This is a genomic window from Vibrio sp. 1F279 (assembly GCF_041439815.1).
Taxonomy (GTDB): domain Bacteria; phylum Pseudomonadota; class Gammaproteobacteria; order Enterobacterales; family Vibrionaceae; genus Vibrio; species Vibrio tasmaniensis_A.
Window position 1 is genome coordinate 171,838 of sequence record NZ_JBGOOU010000001.1, and the last position, 18,041, is coordinate 189,878.

At 45.0% G+C, this 18,041-nt stretch carries 7 protein-coding genes and 3 pseudogenes; 2 read left to right on the top strand and 8 right to left on the bottom strand.

Annotated features, from left to right (window positions below; translation table 11 throughout):
- Positions 1-97 precede the first annotated feature (97 nt).
- Genes ACED60_RS00725 through ACED60_RS00750 form a run of 6 tightly spaced genes read right to left on the bottom strand, consistent with a single transcriptional unit; the run spans position 98 to position 9,158 of the window.
- Entirely contained in the window at positions 98-2,236 is a 2,139-nt protein-coding gene (locus ACED60_RS00725) for an ATP-binding cassette domain-containing protein (protein WP_371726666.1), read from the bottom strand.
- Entirely contained in the window at positions 2,233-3,819 is a 1,587-nt protein-coding gene (locus ACED60_RS00730; protein WP_371726667.1) for an ABC transporter transmembrane domain-containing protein, read from the bottom strand. Before ACED60_RS00730 ends, ACED60_RS00725 begins: the two co-directional genes overlap by 4 nt.
- Positions 3,809-5,233, bottom strand: a complete 1,425-nt coding sequence (locus ACED60_RS00735) for a TolC family protein (protein WP_371726668.1) — start codon at positions 5,231-5,233, stop codon at positions 3,809-3,811. The genes ACED60_RS00730 and ACED60_RS00735 overlap by 11 nt, the downstream gene beginning before the upstream one ends.
- The gene (locus ACED60_RS00740) at positions 5,208-7,439 is read right to left on the bottom strand and encodes a response regulator (protein ID WP_371726669.1); all 2,232 of its coding nucleotides are present in this window, start codon (positions 7,437-7,439) and stop codon (positions 5,208-5,210) included. The genes ACED60_RS00735 and ACED60_RS00740 overlap by 26 nt, the downstream gene beginning before the upstream one ends.
- A gap of 3 nt (positions 7,440-7,442) precedes the next feature.
- On the bottom strand, positions 7,443-8,792 hold the full coding sequence (locus tag ACED60_RS00745) for an HlyD family type I secretion periplasmic adaptor subunit (RefSeq protein ID WP_371726670.1): 1,350 nt from the start codon (positions 8,790-8,792) through the stop codon (positions 7,443-7,445).
- A gap of 3 nt (positions 8,793-8,795) precedes the next feature.
- Positions 8,796-9,158 carry a hypothetical protein gene (locus tag ACED60_RS00750; RefSeq protein WP_371726671.1) on the bottom strand — a complete coding sequence of 121 codons (363 nt, stop codon included), beginning with the start codon at positions 9,156-9,158 and terminating at the stop codon, positions 8,796-8,798.
- Between the two features lie 197 nt (positions 9,159-9,355).
- On the opposite strand from ACED60_RS00750, the pseudogene ACED60_RS00755 reads away from it, so the two are divergent.
- A pseudogene (locus ACED60_RS00755) lies at positions 9,356-15,253 on the top strand (cadherin-like domain-containing protein); the annotation flags it as partial.
- Here ACED60_RS00755 and ACED60_RS00760 read toward each other — a convergent pair.
- Together ACED60_RS00760 and ACED60_RS00765 are read right to left on the bottom strand one after the other, a co-directional pair.
- Positions 15,253-15,918: pseudogene (locus tag ACED60_RS00760) on the bottom strand (MFS transporter); the annotation flags it as partial. The pseudogenes ACED60_RS00755 and ACED60_RS00760 sit on opposite strands and share 1 nt — an antisense overlap.
- 3 nt (positions 15,919-15,921) lie before the next feature.
- Positions 15,922-16,986 (bottom strand): annotated as a pseudogene (locus tag ACED60_RS00765) (HlyD family secretion protein).
- A 128-nt stretch (positions 16,987-17,114) separates the two neighbouring features.
- Between ACED60_RS00765 and ACED60_RS00770 the strand changes: the two are divergent.
- A complete protein-coding gene (locus tag ACED60_RS00770; protein ID WP_371726672.1) occupies positions 17,115-18,017 on the top strand; it encodes a LysR family transcriptional regulator in 903 nt (300 codons plus the stop codon).
- The last annotated feature ends 24 nt before the right edge of the window (positions 18,018-18,041 follow it).

The window sequence follows — 18,041 nt, forward strand, 5'->3', positions numbered from 1 at the left end:
TATCGGTGATTTTAGAGCGAATCATCTCTCTCACTTATGTTTTTGTCAATTACATCCATTTATCTAACGAGTAATTTGTGAATAAGCATCGTCGTGTTTAACTCAAGCTGTTTAAGTATTTGTCTGTTAAGCCAAAATATTTCAAGTTGCCATCAGGTTCTAGAACCAAACTCATATTGGAAGTAGCGATCAAACCGGGATCATTGGTCGAAAAAATGACGGTCTTATTCAGCAACTTATCGCTGAACAGGCGGTTAAAATACTGGGCGTTTTCATTTTCAGCCCCGTTGAACGGTTCATCAATGATTATCAGAGATTGCTCACAGTTGCCTAAACCAAGTGCCAAACGCAGCTTTTGTTGAATTCCATTCGGAAGACCTTTGCACTTATCGACACTCAATTGAGTCGCCAAGCCTTCTGGCAGCCATTCGTCTAGCTCGAAGAAGCTCACCATCTCCTGCATTTTCTCTGTCGGAATGAGTCCGTTATGCAGAATGAAGTTGGTTTCTAGTGAGCCTTCAAAAATATGCAGGTTAAAAGGGATGTAGTTAATTGAGGTGCGATAACGGTAGCTATTGAACTGTTTAATGTTGTAACCATCGACAGAAACTGCGCCTTGATAGCGGTCTTCTAGCCCAGCAATGATTGAAATTAAGGTGGTTTTTCCGCAGCCCGTAGGGCCACAAATGACCACTTTTGCACTGGGTGGTATTTTGAACCCCAAGTTGGTTAACCCTGTTGCTGCCCCTGTGTAACGGTGGCTGACACCACTGCCTACAATATTTCCTTGGAACAGCCGAATAGGCGGGCTTTTTTCTAGCGTTAACTTGTCGTCATTCATCGACATCAAGTTGTTGATCTGTGCCGACGAAGCCTTGATGGATTGAAACTTAGAAATTGAGTTATAGATGCCCATTATCGGGCCTAGTGCTTTCCAAACGAGAATAACGGTTGCGAGCATGGCACCCGCATCAGAAGTGCCTTCCATGACTCCGATTACTGCGGTCACGATACTTGCAGTACCAATCACCTGAATCAAACTACCGCCAGCAGCCTGAATTTTACTGTTGGTTACAGCTACATTCTCCGCATCACTAGTGCTTTGCATATGGGAGGCACTAAAACGAGATTGAACCACGCGCAGTAAAGGCAAACCTTGAATGGTCTTGATACCACGAAGGATTTCATTCCATTGATAAGAGACCATGGCGTTAGCGCGAGAGCTTTTAGATGTAGCTTGTGAGTAGATGTAACGAGAGTAAACACAGAACACCAACATTAATATTAAGCCACCCATCACCACCAATGCCGCTGTACCAGACATCAGAGCAATCGCAATGATGAATACAATAACAAACGGCATATCAAAATAGCTAAGCGTTGATTCTGCAGTCACTAAGCGTCGGAACGTGTCGATATCTTTCAAGCGAGCTAACTGAGAAGAGACCCCAGCAGTGGATGTCATCGCATAAGGTAGCCACAGCAGCTTAGATATAACGGCTTGCGAGATGTGCACGGCGAGGTCTTTACCGGACGTGGCAATGATATTTACCCGCATCTTTTTAAAGAAATACTCCGAGAAGCCAACAATAATGGCGAATAAGGTTAACCAATACAGTGTCGCCTCAGAACTCGAAGTCAGTGCGAAGTTATAGACACTCATGATGAAGAATGGCTGCAATGCACCGAGAATACTGATGACGAAGCTCAGAATGATCAGGCTTTTAAGTTCATTGTTGTAACGATAGAAAGCGTATTTTATCCAATTGCTTCTGTCTTGCGATTCCGGAGGTGGTTCGCGGAACAGACGAGAGTACTCGCTAATAGAAATCAGCAAGCAGGGCTTTTTACACATTGGGTATTCAATGGTGTTGTTGTTCGTGTAATCAAACAGCAGCAACTTCCCATCTTTTGTCCCTAAGAAGATGGCACTGAGGTTTTCTATCTCAATAAAGCACGGGTGAGGATATTTATCGATATTCTCGAGTGTCTTTAGTTTGGTCACATCACAGCGGTATCCAAGGCGCTCTATGGTTGCTGTAAAGCTATCGCCGTCTTTGGGTTTTGGAATAAAAGCATCGCTGAGTATAGCGGGCGTGCCTTCCCATTCGAGCGCTATCAAGGTGTAGGCCAAACCACGAATAAGTGGCGATTGACTGTAACGTTCGTCGTATCCACTAGATTCAAAATCCAAAACACGTTGCGGCACATTATTGAAGTCTACTAGGATACTCATTGGTCACCTCCGGTAAGTTTTACGCGTTTGAGGCGGTGGTTAAGTTTATCCATCTTATTGCTGGCGATGATTAAGATTTTGTCATTGGCACGATAGGCGGTACTGGTCAGCACGACGCGCGCAAATTCCTCATCAAAGACACAATCTATATCGTCGAATATTAATACACGTTTACTGGCGAGCAGGGCTCTGACTAATAACAGAGCATATCCCACTTGGCGAGAGAATGGATTGCGCATATGCCCTTTGAGTTCCGTATAAAAACCAGCAGGAAGTCCGTCAATTTGCGCCTTGATGTTCATGGTTTCACATAAGGCGAAAGCAGTGTTATTCAAGCTTGGACGGAAACAGGTGAGGTTATCAATAATGGTCCCTTCCACGAATGAACTTGTTTTATCAACCATCAGCACGCTGTTACGCCAAACGTTGTAGTTTACGTCACTCAGAGGCGTGTTATTAATCATGATGTCCAGTTTGTTATCATTGTTCTGACGTGTAATACAGTTGGCAAGGTGGGTCTTACCGGAGCCACTTTTCCCTGTAAGCAAATAGGTTTGTCCGAGTTCGAATTCGATACGCTGCTTTTCAGAATATTTAACAGAAATACGTTCTACTTCGGTCGTCTCATGTTGATGTTCAACCGACGCGGCCAGTTCAAGAAGTTCGGCGATACGCTGTATATGGAGCTTGTTTAGTTCCCAGCGGCTCGCGGTACGCATCACTTGTTGGTAGGGCGCAAAGTAACGGTTGGTCAACATGATTATCGCGGCCATGATGCCTTGGCTTGACTCCATATTGATCACGGCTGTTGCCAATACCACAACAACACAAGCAATCGAGAGTTGTTGGATGAGCGCTAAGATCAAGCCAAAATTCGATTCAATCTGTTCGTATTTGATGTTTTCAACTTCGCGCTCTTCAACCATTTGGGTCATTAGGCTTTCAACGCGGTATTCCATGTTTCGAGCCTTGATATCCAGTGGGCTCGAGATGATTTCAATGATTTTGGATGTGGTTAAGCCCTCTATATCGGACTTGTTCTGTAAGCTGCCAATCTTTTGTTTAGAAAGGCTCCAAGCGAAAATGGCTAAGATCAGAGAGGCAATAAGAAGCGTCACGCCAGCCCATATGTTAATTAGGCCTATGATGAGGATGGTAATCACACTGACGGCTAGGTTAATCAGCGCTCGAACTGATTCGCCACCAAAGAAGGTTTTAAGCTCTGGAATGGTTGAGATTCGTTCGAGGTATTCCCCCGGTTCTAAACGGCGGAATTTGGAGATCTCAGCCAAACAGATTGACTGGAACACCTTGTTGGTTAAGTTGGTCTCAAACTGCCTCATGATGACGGAAGATATCTTCTCTTCCTGATTTTTCAGGTGGTAGTCGAGGAAGATAGAAATCAAGATAATCGCGAACAGCAAGAACAACGTATCTTGTGCTTGGTTGGGCAATACTCGGTCGAAAATGATCAGAATAGAGAAGGGCAGTACCAAGCCAAATAGAGTGGAAATTATCGTAGAGAAAGTCAGATAACACTTATCTGCCATATTGATCTTTTGAGAAAACTGCTCAGTTTGCATTGCGACCTCCCGTTTTCAACGACTCAGTTGAGAGAAGGTGTTTAGGCACTAATTCTTGATTGTTTCGTCCTTCGATATCACTCATCAATTGCATGATGCTTTCGATAGATTGAATCGAGAGTACGCCTTTTGTTTGTTCGAGCTTGATGGTTTCGATGATGTAGTCGTATCGTGCGCTTTCATAATCTCTTAAGGCGCTGAAGAGCTTACTTTCTGCGGCAAGTAAATCGGTGATGGTACGGGTGCCTAACTGGTAAGCCCTTTGGATCCCTTTATAAGACGCATAGTTGGCGCGAATGATGTTTTCGTAACTACTTATAGATTGTGAAAAATCGTTAATGTTGAGCACAGAGGTGCTAACGTTGTTACGGGTGGTGTAAAGCGAGTCTTGATAAAGCAGTTCAGTACGTTCAATCGCCGTCGAGGATTTTTGATATCCGTAGTAATCAGAGCCACCAGACAAGATAGGCACGGCTAGATTTAAGCCAACGCTGGTTGAGTTACTTTCACCTGTCGCTGTGATGTCGGTTTTGTCGTAGTTATTGGCGTCATCATGACGATAACTGGCTGAAAGTGACACGGTAGGTAAGAAGTTCGAACCGCTCTCTTTTAAGCTTCGTCGGCTTCTCTCGACGTTTTTCTTCGCCACTAACAAGTCGTTGTTGAGCTTTAATGCTTGATCCATGATTGAGCGTTGTTCGGTTTCGTTTATCTCTTTTAAAGGCACACTTTCGTATATGTCTTGTGACGGAGTGATAGGGTACTGAATCTGAATGGATAGCCCGTTGAGAATGACGCGGCGGTCTTTCTGCAAGGTTCTTAATCGATTCGACACGCCTTCTTTTTGAGCGATAACTTCGTACAGCTCGCTGGCGGCTGTGTTCCCCAATTCTACGTTACGTCGCATCTGATGTTCACGAGTCTCAGACGACTTAAGTTCGACTTTGGTCGCTTTTATTTGCGCATTGTTTTTCAAATACTCGAAGTATTGAGAGCCGATTTCAGAAATGGTGCTCTGGATTTTGTTCTCGTGTTTAATCTCTTCGATATTAAAGTCGAGTTTTGCCGTGCCATATTTAAAAATATCACCCAGATTGAATATCGATTGGGAAAGGGAAAGGCTGTAGCTGTTTGAGTTATAGCTAGAGGTTTCGTCGGGCACGCTTGATAACAAGGTTTCGTTTTCATTCCATGTGGTATCGGCTGCACCATTGAGTGAAGGAAGAAACTTAGATCGGCTGATCCCAATGTTGTATTCGTTCTCTTCCACACCTTTATCACTGGCACGAAGAGACAGGCTGTTTTGCAGGCCGAGTTCTACCGCCTCAAGCAGGGTCGTCGCCGATACTGAAGGTGTTGTGCTGAATGCAAGCGCAGCCATAATGCTGCTAGTTAAGTTTCTGTACCGCCACATACTTGTTGATCACCTTGATGATTTGGTCGCTTTTGTAAGGTTTGCTGATCACGTAATCCATTCCGGCTTCAATACAAGCCTGGTGTTCGTTACTGCTGGTCAATGCGGTTGCCCCTATGATGGTACAAGGGTTTTTCTCGTTCTCTTGTTCAAACTGGCGAATGCGTTTGGTCGCTTCAATGCCGCCCATACCTGGCATGATGCAGTCCATGAAAATGATGTCAGAACGTTTATTCATGAAGTGCTCTACTGCGTCGGCACCATCGCCAACCGTGTCTGGTTCATACTCTTGTTTGGTTAAAATTCGTTTAAGTAAGATCTGTTGAACTCGGTCATCCTCTACGATAAGGAATGAACTGTTTTCCATCTGCTCTTCTGATGCTTCTGCTTCCATAATGGTGAGTAAGTTCGGAATAAACTCATAAGGAATCGCAGGGGAGTTGATGATCTTATCGACGAAGCTGTGACACTCTTGTGCATGCTGAGTATTGGTTACTGACAGCAACAGCTTGGTATTTGGATGATTCTTAAGTTGAGATTTCACCGTTTTGCTCAGTGATGGCAGCTTGTTAGGTTCAAAGGTATCGGTCAGCATGATGGCATCGTACTCACCAAAGGTCTTCGCCGCTGAAAACAACTCATTTGCAGTGCGGATTTCAGTGATATCAAGCCCCAAGTTACTGAGCATTTTCTTCATTACATCGATACGAACTTGTGTATTGGCGCATAGCAGTAAACGCTTGCCGTCGAAGCGAGTTTTCTCTGTATGGAAATTCTTCGCCTTGAGATCAAGCTCGATCTGAAAACGTTCCTGTGTACCCGATTGGAACCAGTGACTTTCGTAATACCCGTAATCTTTTAATACGCTTTTCGCTAAGTCGTCTGTGTTAGTGGTATGGTGCTTATGATCGCTCCAATGGAGCTTATTGAGCTTGGCGACAGAGACATCTAACGTTGAAAGGAAATTAAGGTTGATGGTGACACGTGTATTTTCCATATCCGAAGCGGCGCCAGACTCTATTGTCACGAACAACTTCTTGTTTGATTTAAGTTGGATGGCGTTAGAAAGCTGTAGGAACAAGATCCAGAACAAGCTGGTGGATTGGCCTTCAACACGGTTCGGCAAATTATCAGAGATAAAGCAGTCGAGTTGACCTTCGTTCCTCTGAACTTTGGCGCTGATATGGATCATCAATTCAGACAACACGCTCAGTAGCGAGAATTCCTTCGACTTACTTTCCGTACCCTGTGAAATCAAACGGTTATAGTTTTCTGCTAACTCAGATAAGGTGCTACATGCTGAGGTAATATCCTTCGCCATCAATACGCCGTTTTCATCGGTTTCTTGCACCAGATATTGGACACCACCATTGATGGTGTTGGTGATTCCGCGAATCTCATAGCCGATTAGCGCATACAGTTGTTTGTAGAGGTCGTTATTACGCTTTTGGTCTTCCAATTTACTGAAGATCAGTTTGAGGTGAGAGTAGATCTGGCGTTGCTTCGGATTGATGCTCACTTCATTCAGAAGCTCTTCAAGTCTTTGCAAGTCGAGTTGTTTCAGCTCTTGATAGAGAGCATCGAACTCATAGTCGATTTCTCGTTCATTAGAGCTGGATTTCTTCAGCTTCAACATAGCAACTGAATTCGATAGAACCGTGATTACTGCCAGTATCACAACCACCATAAACAACCAGATAAAGAACTCGTTTTTCTCTGACATCAAGTCGCTCGCATGGTTGTTGAACATGGTGCGGTAGTTGTCGTCCATTTGTAGGTAGTTGTTCGTCAGTGACAGGTATAAGTCGAGTACGTCGTTGCGTGTTTTAGTGCTGTCGGAAAAGCGATTGATAGCTAATTCAAGTTGGGTGTATTCAGTCGCGCCAACCAAGCTAAATTCAGTTTTGTTCAAAGAGGCTAGCGATCTAAATTCATCTATTTCACGCTTCAAGTTAACTAGATTGAATTCGTTAGTAACACAAGTGTCGGTACTTAAGCACTGCTGTAGAGTTTGAATATCTTGTTCGATGGTCTGATTAAGCTTCTGAGCTTGTATGAGCAGTGGGGCACTTTGCACTTGAGCAACCGAATCTACTTTTGACCAAGAAAAGTATAAATAGAAAGCGAGCGCCGCCAGTACTACGCTGAATAATATGCTCAGACGTAGAGCGGGTACGGAAATGTTATAAGAAGGTTTTCCGCTCATTGATTACCTCTCATCGAATGCATCTTCGATGGCTGACATCACAGGTTTTGCAGCGTATTCGATCACGCGACGCGAGCCTGTTTTTACGTCGGCGGTAAATTCCATATAAGGTGATAATTTGTATTGAGTGCCTCCTCGTTCAAGAAAGTTTCGATCAATCTCAATCTCTGCCAAATAGAATTCGGCATCTTCTTCTTCGTATGATGAACGGCTAATTGAGGCGATGGTTCCCTCAACAAATCCATATTTTGCGAAGTTATAAGTATCCATTTTTACTTTTACCGCTTGGCCAATTTCGACAAACCCCATGTCTTTACGCGGAATTTTCGCTTCACCGTGTAGGGAGTTATTGATTGGTGCAATATCAGCGATACTCTCGCCGGGTGGTATTACCGCAGAACGGAAGTTGAAGTGTAATTTGTCGACCACACCATCCACTGGTGAGTAGACGATTAAGCGGTCTACCTTATCGGAATGTTGTGGTTGCAAGATCCGTTTTAGTTTGAGGTCTTTATTGGCCTGGATGATCTGTGCTTGGTACTCAGAGTTGCGGTTCTCAACTAAATCTCGATGTTGTTTTTCGAGTTTGTCGAGCTGGAAACGTTCGTTCATGACGGACTCATCAAGGTTTTCAATCTCACGAACCATATTGGATTCTTGTACTTTCATATTTAGAACGTCGACATAGGACGCCATCTCTTCTTTATAAAGCGTGTTTTTGATGTTGAGTTGTTTGCGAATGAGCGAGAGTTGGTTTTCTGAGCTTTTGCGACGCTTTAACATTGATCCAATCAGAGAGTTTTTGTGTTTAATATCGTGAGTGATCAGCTCTTCGTTGGAACGGTTTTTCGAGAACTCTTGCTGCCACGTATTCATGTTGACTTGAACTTGTTCTGGGTACTTTCCGATGTAAGAAGCAAAGTTTGGTTCGACCATGTCACGCAAGCTTTCATAACGAATTTTATCGAGTTCCAGCTGTATGATTTCGGTGTTCACTGTATCGAGTTGGGTGTTACGGTCGAGTGAGCGGATTCGAGCAATCGGCTGGCCTTCATACACAACTTCTCCTTTTCTCACTAACAGCTCTTCTAAAATACCGCCTTCTAGGTGTTGAACTTTCTCAACATCAGACTCTAGTAACAGCTCGCCACGCACAGAAACGACAATATCGATGCGTGCCTGTGACGCTACGGCGATAGCCACCAAAGCAAGTAGAAAAATGATGAGTAACGTCTTGTGAACGCTAGTCATCGCACTTGCAAGCACGATGGTGTCATCTGCTGTGACCTTGGAAGCCTCGTTGTTAGAAACAAGCGCTTTTCTTAGGTGATGCTCTATTTGGTTATTGCTCATGACCTACCTCGATGACTCGTCATCTACAACTTCCTTAATATCCAACAAGTGATGGATTTGTCTATTGACGTTTTGTAGTTCAGTTTTTACATCCTCTAAAAGCGCTTCCGGCGCAGGGAATTCGTGTTTACTCAAATGTTCCAATTTGGCCATTTTGGGCGGTAGGTCTTGGTCACACAGCAAGGTTAAGATGGTCTTCAATTTTTTTGAGTAGTTGTTGAGTTCGTCAAAGCGATTACTCTTATGAAGCGTTTCTATGTTGATTGCTGCGTCTGAAAAGTCCTTATAAAAGTCGCCTAATAGCAATTGCAGCCCTTTGTGGTTGTTGTCGATTGAACGCAACAAATTCGTCATGTCTATCATCATTCCACTGCCTTAATTGCTTTAATCACAATAACTAAGGATCTTTAAAGGCAGTTTTCAATTTTTTTTTGCTTCTTTTCACATCTTTATGCATAAAAAAAGAAAATATGAAAAAAGTTGTATAAAAACTTGGTTTTTTAAAATGGTGTCCTTTAATGCCTCTAAATACGATCAGTTAGCTAGTAGCAACGGAGGCTGTAATGGCAGGCGAAAATAACCAAAACAACCAAAATGAAGATCTCAATGACGCGGTAGAACAGACGGACACGAACGACGCGGGTACACCCTCCCAACAGCAGAATCAACAAAATCAACAGAACACGATTGCGTCGACGGTAGCGACGGGTGCTGAAAATACCGACGCGGCAGACGAAGTGAACCAAGCGTTGGAAGACAATCCAAGTGGTGCTGGTAATTCAGAAGAAGCAGCGGCTTCTGGTGCTGCTGTTCAAGAAGAGACGCCAGAAAGCGATGGAGATTCAGATGCAGCTCAATCTAATGTAGTCGGTGGTGCGGCTTCGGAAGCTGGCTCGGATAATGCTGCTGGCAGTGGTGGCGGAGCAGGTGCTGGCGCTCAAGCCGTAGGTGGCGATAACGCAGAGGCTGCGACAGGTGGAGCCGACGCTGAGGGTAATGAAGAACAAGGCCAAGCAGCACGTACATCTGCAGCTCCGAGTCCTACATCTTCTGAATCGGATGGCCAACAAGTCGATGATGATCTCGATTCACAGACAGTAGAAGAGACATTCGCCGTTGATGTTCAAGCTTCTGACGAAGAGACAATCAGTGAAGTAGAAGATGACTTTGATTCTGAGACAACAAGTGAAACGTTCAAAATCAAAGTGGAAAGTGAAAATGATGCTCCGGAGGCTGAACAAGATCTGGCTTACATCATGGATGAAGATGGCTCCATAACATTTACTCAAGAACAATTACTCGAATACGCAAGTGATGTTGATGGTGATGAGCTTGTTGCTTCAAACGTTCAAGTCGGCGCAGATGCAACGGTTCAAGATAATGGTGACGGTACATTCACAGTTGTACCTTCCGCTGACTTTAATGGCGAGCTAGACCTTACTTTTGATATCAGTGACGGCCAAGAAACCATAAGTAGCGCAATTGATTTAACGGTTCGTCCTATTAATGACGCACCTGTACCAGAAGATAAAACGTTTGAAATAGAAGAAGATGGCACGCTCATCTTCACCGATGCCGACCTGTTAACAGGTGCGACTGACATCGAAGGTGACAACCTAACGGTTGAAGGTGTGACCTACGACGGCGGTGACGGTATCCTTACTGATAACGGTAACGGAACTTACACCTTTGCGCCGAATGAAAACTTCAATGGCGACGTAAACTTCGGCTTCGACGTGTCTGACGGCACCGATACGGTGTCTGCCAATATCGACGTGAGTGTTACAGCGGTTGATGATGCGCCTGTGTCTGGTGACCTAGCATACTCAGTGGACGAAGACGGTTCGATTCGTCTAAGCCAAGAGCAGCTGCTTTCTCAAGCATCTGACGTGGAAGGCGATGACCTTACTGCGAGCGACCTAACGGTTGATAGTGATGCAACAGTTACTCAAAACGATGACGGCAGCTTTACCATCACGCCAGATGAGAACTTCAATGGCGACATCGATATCAGTTTTGATATCTCTGATGGCACCAATACCGTTCAAGCTTCCGCAGACCTAACTGTTAACCCAGTTAATGATCTGCCAGTGCCTCAAGATCAACAGTTCAGTATTGCAGAAGACGGTACTTTACTGTTCACAGACGCGGATCTGCTTACAGGTGCGACAGACGTTGAAGGTGATAACCTGACGGTTGAAGGTATCACTTATGAAGGTACTGATGGCGTACTGACTGACCTGGGTGGGGGCTCATACAGCTTTGCTCCAAACGAAAACTTCAATGGTGATGTAAGCTTTAGCTTCGATGTGTCAGACGGTACAGATACCGTGTCTGCAAACATTGATGTTAGCGTGACTCCTGAGAACGATCCGCCGGTTGCAGGACCAACGTCTTACACCATTGATGAAGACTCAGTACTGACCTTCAGCGAGTCTCAAGTGTTGCTTAATGCCTCAGATGTAGAAGGGGATGTTGAGCTTGTTGGTATTAGTTACGATGGCCCTGAAGGTATCTTCTCAGTAAATGGTGATGGCACTTGTAGCTTCGCTCCGAATGAGAACTTTAATGGCCAAGTTCAGCTTGATGTCACCATTCGTGATGAAGATGGTGCAGAGGTTGAAACCGTCATCAATGTTGACGTACTGCCAATCAATGATGCGCCAGTATCCGGTGATTTGGCTTACAACGTTAACGAAGATGGTTCAATCACATTGAGCCAAGAACAGCTGTTGTCTCAAGCGTCCGATGTTGAAGGCGAAGACCTAACCGCGAGCGACTTAACGGTTGGTGGTGATGCGACGGTTGTAGCTAACGATGACGGCAGTTTCACCATCACACCAGATGCGAACTTCAATGGTGACATTGATATTCAATTCAACATCACTGATGGTACTGACACGGTTCAAGCAACCGCCGATCTTACTGTTAACCCAGTTAATGACTTGCCGGTTCCTCAAGACCAACAATTCAGTATTGCAGAAGACGGTACGCTTCAATTTACAGATGCAGACCTACTCACCGGTGCCACCGATATTGATGGCGACGACTTAACCGTTGAAGGTATTAGCTATACAGGTGGTGATGGCGTACTGACCGACCACGGTGATGGTACTTATACCTTTGCGCCAAATGAAAACTTCAATGGTGATGTGAACTTCAGTTTCGATGTGTCTGATGGCACAGAAACAGTCAGCGCTAACATTGATGTGAGTGTGACTCCTGAGAACGATCCGCCAGTTGCGGGTTCAACCTCGTACATGGTCAACGAAGACAATGCCATCACAATTTCTGATGAGCAGTTGCTAGCAAACTCTTCTGACGTTGAAGGTGCAGTGTCGATTGACAGCGTAACTTACAGCGGCACAGATGGTGTGTTCCAAGATAATGGTGACGGCAGTTACACCTTCCTTCCTAATGAAAACTTCAGTGGCGATATCAGCCTTGACGTTATTGTTGCCGATGAAGACGGTTCGATTGATGAAACCACTGCGAGCATTACCGTACTAGAAGTGAATGATCCACCGGTTGCGGGTCCAACGTCATACACCATTGATGAAGATTCGGTACTGACGTTCAGTGAATCTCAGATTCTTGTGAATGCTTCGGATGTCGAAGGCGATGTAGAGCTTGTTGGCATTAACTACGATGGCTCGGACGGTATCTTCACTGTAAATGGTGATGGTACATGCAGCTTTGCACCTAACGAAAACTTCAATGGTCAAGTACAACTGGGTGTGACCATTCAAGATGAAGATGGCGCAACGGTTGAAACACACATTAACGTTGATGTATTGCCAATCAATGATGCGCCAGTATCGGGCGATTTGGCTTACACCATCAATGAAGATAGCTCCATCACGCTAAGCCAAGAGCAATTGCTAGCAAGAGCAGGTGATATCGATAGCGACAACTTAGAAGCTATCAATCTATCTACTGATGAAAACGCAATCATCCAACACAATGATGATGGCAGCTACACCATTACACCTAACGCAGACTACAACGGTGACCTAGATCTGAACTTCGATATCATCGATAACGATGGTGGTTCAGTTCAAGTTGGCCTAGACGTTACTGTGAATCCGGTTAATGACCTGCCACAAGCGGAAGATCAACAGTTCACGATTGAAGAAGACGGTACGTTACTCTTCACCGATGAAGACCTACTTGCTGGAGCATTGGATATTGATGGTGATGAGCTATCGATTGAAAATGTACTCTACACAGGTGCAGATGGTGTTCTTAGCGATAATGGCGACGGCACATATAGCTTTGCACCAAACGAGAACTTCAATGGTGATGTTCAATTCTCATTCGATGTCTCTGATGGTACAGGTTCAACGGCTGCGGTTATCGATGTCAGCGTTACGCCTGAGAATGATCCACCAGTTGCGGGCTCAACATCGTACACAGTTCAAGAAGATGGCCAAATCACGATCAGTGATGAGCAACTATTGGCAAACTCATCCGATGTTGAAGGCGATGTATCACTGTCTGGAGTATCGTACTCCGGTGATGACGGCTCTTTTGTTGATAATGGCAATGGTACTTACACCTTTACGCCAAATGAAAACTTCGATGGTGATATTTCACTAGACGTTGTTGTCGTTGACGAAGACGGTGCAACCGCAACTACAACCGCTGGCATCGATGTTAATGCTGTGAATGACGGCCCTGAAACATCTGGTATTCAGGCTGAAGTCGACGAAGATAATTCAATCACCATTACTCAAGAGCAGTTACTTGCGAATGCGACCGATGTTGAGGGTGATGAGCTAACGGCAACTAACCTACAAACCAACGATCCTGACGCGACGATTGTTGCGAATGACGATGGTTCATTCACCATTACGCACACAGAAAACTTCAATGGCGAGTTGGACTTCACATACAGCATCAGTGATGGTGAAAATGAAGTTCTGACGACACTCGACTTGACGGTTAACCCTGTCAACGATGCGCCGGAAGCGGGCGATGAAATCTTCATCCAAGCACAAGAAGACCAAACAGTTGGTGTGACACTTCGTGAAGAACCAGCACTACGTTTAGACCAAGCGCCAGAAAACGGCATCATTGAAGCGAATGTGAATGACGAATGGGTGGTACTGGAAGTAGGACAAGAAGTTCCTGCAGATACCGAAGTCCGCTTTGTTCCAAGTGAAGATGCTCTTGCTGAAGGTACACACACCACACAAATCGGTACGTTTGACGATAACGCGAGTGTGGATGATTGGGGTACAGAAGTTGACCCTTATACGCGTGAGTTCTCAGATGGTGACTTAACGGTAACCGTTCAAAGTAACGATGACCCTCTTGGTGCCTGGAATGGTAACACCCACATTGGTCACGGACTTGGTGATACAGACCGTCAAGGCCTGAGTGGTGATGAGAAACTGACTGTTTCGGTTGAAGGTCAAGACATCAATGAAATCAGTTTCCACCTAGATGGTTTGGGTGGTTGGTTCATGGAAGAGTCTCGTCATTTTACAGAAGTCGAAATCAAAGCGTTCAATGAGGATGGCGACCTAATTGACTCGATGACTTACCACAAAGAAGACCGTGGTACTTTCGAGACAGATTACACGCTAACGGTTGATCAACCGGTGTCTTACTTTGAGCTTGGTACCGTGCAAGGTAATGGTACTTACGTCGTTCAAAACATGACAGTGTCACAAACTTGTCATGATGAAGCTGTGTTTACATCGATTGGTGTAGATGGCTCAGAGATTACTGAAACGGTTGAGTTGAATATCCATGCGGGTGACAACGAAATCGAACTAACGGCTGATCTTCCGAATATTACTGTCGATACCGATGGTTCTGCCCAGTTTGCTTCGGTTGTGATTACCGAAGAGCAACTACTGGCGCAAGCATCTGATATTGATGGCGACGACCTTGATATTGAAAATCTAGAGCTAGTGGGTGAAAACTCAGAGCATGCAACACTCACCGATAATGGTGATGGCACTTGGACGGTAACACCGGATGAAAACTTCCATGGTGAAATCGAACTTGGTTACCAAGTTACCGATGGTGAGCTGACAGACAGCAATATCATCAACATCAACTTCGAATCAGTAAATGATGCGCCAATCGTTTCTGGCCCGATTGTTCTATCGACAGATGAAGATCAAGGTATCACGTTCAGTGCAGATGACTTGCTAGCGAACACCACAGATGTGGAAGGCGATACGCTGTCTATTTCTGACATCACTTACGGTGGTGATAACGGTGACTTGGTCGACAACGGCGATGGTACGTTTACCTTCATGCCGAATGAAAACTTCAATGGTGAAATCGACATCGACTACAAGGTGTTTGATGGTACTGATGAAGTTGCAACGCATTTAGACCTAACCGTTGTACCGGTCAATGATGTGCCGGTTCCGGGCGAACCATTGCATACCCAAATGCTTGAAAATGGCTCTATGATCATCGAAGCGAAAGACTTATTGTCTAGCCCTAACGCCATGGTCGCGATACCAAACCAGTCGGCTTTTTTCAGTGTGCCAAGGTCGAGCTTTTCATCATCCAAGCCATATCGGATCATGGTGATCACAAGCAAAGCAGGCGGAATATTGATATAGAAAATATAGTGCCACGAGAAGTTCTCCGTCAGCCAACCACCAAATGTTGGGCCGATCGATGGAGCAAAGGTCGCGGTTACGCCAAACAGTGCCATACCCACAGCACGTTTGTTAACAGGTAATAACTGAATCACTAACGAGAAAGCAAGCGGGATTAAAGCACCACCACTGAAGCCTTGCATCGCGCGGAATACAATCATCGAGGTCATGTTCCAAGAAAACGAACACAACAAAGATGAAATGGTGAAGATGGCCGTCGTCCACGTGATATAACGGCGTTTACCGAGCGCTTTAGAAAGCCAACCACTGAGTGGGATAGCGATCATCTCTGCGACTAGGTAAGACGTAGAGATCCACGAGCTTTCATCCAAGGTGGCAGACAGCGCACCTTGAATGTCTTTGAGAGACGAGTTGGTGATCTGAATATCCAAGATCGCCATAAACGCGCCGATTAAGCCGCCAAAAAGGGCGATCCAATGGCGTCTCGAAACCTCGTCATCATCATTTGTTTGGGTGACAACACCAGTGTTACTCATGGTCTAGCCTCGTTTATCGATGGTCGCTACCACAGACAAACCAGGGAGCAGTCGACCTTTCAACTCTTGCTGATCTGGAATCGTAATTTTCACCGGTACACGCTGAACGATTTTAGTGAAGTTACCGGTCGCGTTTTCTGGTGGTAGGAGCGCAAACTTAGCGCCAGTCGCAGGGGAGAAGCTGTCTACCACGCCTTCAAGTGGTTGACCCGGAAAGGCATCCAGTTCGACTTCTACGGTTTGGCCTTTATGAATACCGCTTAATTGAGTTTATTTGAAGTTAGCTTCAATCCACACTTGGTTGTTTGGTACCAAACTCATCAATGGCGCGCCTGCTTGAATCAGCAAGCCTTCACGGACGCTACGTTTACCAATCACGCCATCCGCTGGCGCGTAGACCTTGGTGTAATCAAGGTTAAGTTGTGCTTGATCTCTTTGTGCTTGAGCTTCAGTCACGGATGCGTTTGCTTGTTCGATTTCACTCGCAATCACGATTAGTTGATCATTACTTGCGACAAGGTTTGCTTTTGCTTCTTCAAGTTCTGCTTGGGTGACTTTTTGTTGTGCGACCATGCTGTCGACTTCATCTTGCGAAGCATAGTTACGCTTTAATAAGCTACGAGAACGCACGACTTGTTGGATTGCACGCTCGTATTCAGCTTGTGCGGAATCAACACGGCTCTCAGCTTGATTTATTTGGCTACGTTGTAACGTTTGTTGAGCGATAAGGTTGTGTACGCTTGATTGAACGACGCTTAAATGCGCATTCGCCTGAGCAAGTGCAGATTGGTAATCACGATCATCAATTTGAACCAACAAGTCACCTTGTTTAACCGATTGGTTATCACTCACGTAAGACTTAACAATATAACCCGACACCTTCGGGCTTATATTAGTGATGTCGCCTTGTAGGTAGGCATTGTCGGTTGACTCGAAGTACTGGCCATAGCCATACCAATATCCAGCGCCAGCTAAGCCTAATGACAGCATGATCGCAGTAGCAATAAGCGGGGCTTTTTTACGTTTTTTTGTGCTTACTGATTGCGAAGCGTTGTTGTTCTCTGTCATTTTTTATTTCTCATTTTGTTTTTATTTAGATGTAACGAATTGTAAATGAATTCGATTGATTGATAAGATAGGAAAAAAGGGAAACACTGTTGCATGAATCTTACTAATAGGGCTTTGGGAGAAGTACGATGGACTTAAATGCTGTGACTGTTTTTACACAAGTTGTTGATTGTGGGAGTTTCACGCACGCAGCTGAAGCATTGAACATGACCAAGTCGACCGTCAGCCGAAAGCTAGACGAGCTGGAACAGCACCTAGGTGTGAGGTTGATCACTCGTTCGACACGAAGTTTAGTTTTAACGCCAGAGGGTGAGCGCTTTTATCAGTCGAGCATGCAGATGCAAGAGATCATGAACCAAGCTGAGTTAGAGGTTTCTGCCAATCAGGATTTGATCCGAGGGCAGTTGAATGTTGTGTTGCCTGTCGAATTGGGGCATCAAGTATTAGCCACATACATCCACAGTTTCCTAAAAGAGCACCCAAACGTGATTTTGAACTTAGAACTGTCGAATCGAGAAGTCGACATCATTGCGGAGGGGATCGATCTTTACGCACAAATTGGTGAGCTAGTGGACTCGAGCTTGGTTTCTCGTTACCTCACAACATCGAAGCGTGTATTGGTAGCCAGCCCTGAGTATTTAGAACAGTTCGGTGAAATCTCTTCACCCGATGACCTTAAGCCTCCATTTAGGATGATTGAGGTCGTGAACAAGGCGGCACGTCTACCTAAGTGGCATTTGCAATTAGAAGGCGGTGAGTCGATTTTGATCGATCTACCGTGTCAGTTGCGGGTGAATACCATCACGGCATGTCTAACAGCGTGTGTGGATGGGCTCGGCTTGGCGGTGCTTCCTGAATTCATTTGTCGGGAACACTTCAAGACAGGTAAGCTGATTCGCTTGTTACCTGAATATGAGATGCCAGAAGTTTCAGTAAGCCTAGTGTATGCAGACAGACAGTTGATGCCGAAACGTAAGAAGGTCTTTATCGACTATCTACTGACTGCTTTTCAAAATAGGAAGCACAAGTAACGGGCTGAACATTAGCGGTTAAAT

Excerpts from the sequence above, each read along its gene's own strand:
- ACED60_RS00735 (WP_371726668.1), bottom strand. The coding sequence starts at position 5,233 with ATGTGGCGGTACAGAAACTTAACTAGCAGCATTATGGCTGCGCTTGCA.
- ACED60_RS00730 (WP_371726667.1), bottom strand. The coding sequence starts at position 3,819 with ATGCAAACTGAGCAGTTTTCTCAAAAGATCAATATGGCAGATAAGTGT.
- ACED60_RS00770 (WP_371726672.1), top strand. The coding sequence starts at position 17,115 with ATGGACTTAAATGCTGTGACTGTTTTTACACAAGTTGTTGATTGTGGG.
- ACED60_RS00725 (WP_371726666.1), bottom strand. The coding sequence starts at position 2,236 with ATGAGTATCCTAGTAGACTTCAATAATGTGCCGCAACGTGTTTTGGAT.
- ACED60_RS00740 (WP_371726669.1), bottom strand. The coding sequence starts at position 7,439 with ATGAGCGGAAAACCTTCTTATAACATTTCCGTACCCGCTCTACGTCTG.
- ACED60_RS00745 (WP_371726670.1), bottom strand. The coding sequence starts at position 8,792 with ATGAGCAATAACCAAATAGAGCATCACCTAAGAAAAGCGCTTGTTTCT.
- ACED60_RS00750 (WP_371726671.1), bottom strand. The coding sequence starts at position 9,158 with ATGATGATAGACATGACGAATTTGTTGCGTTCAATCGACAACAACCAC.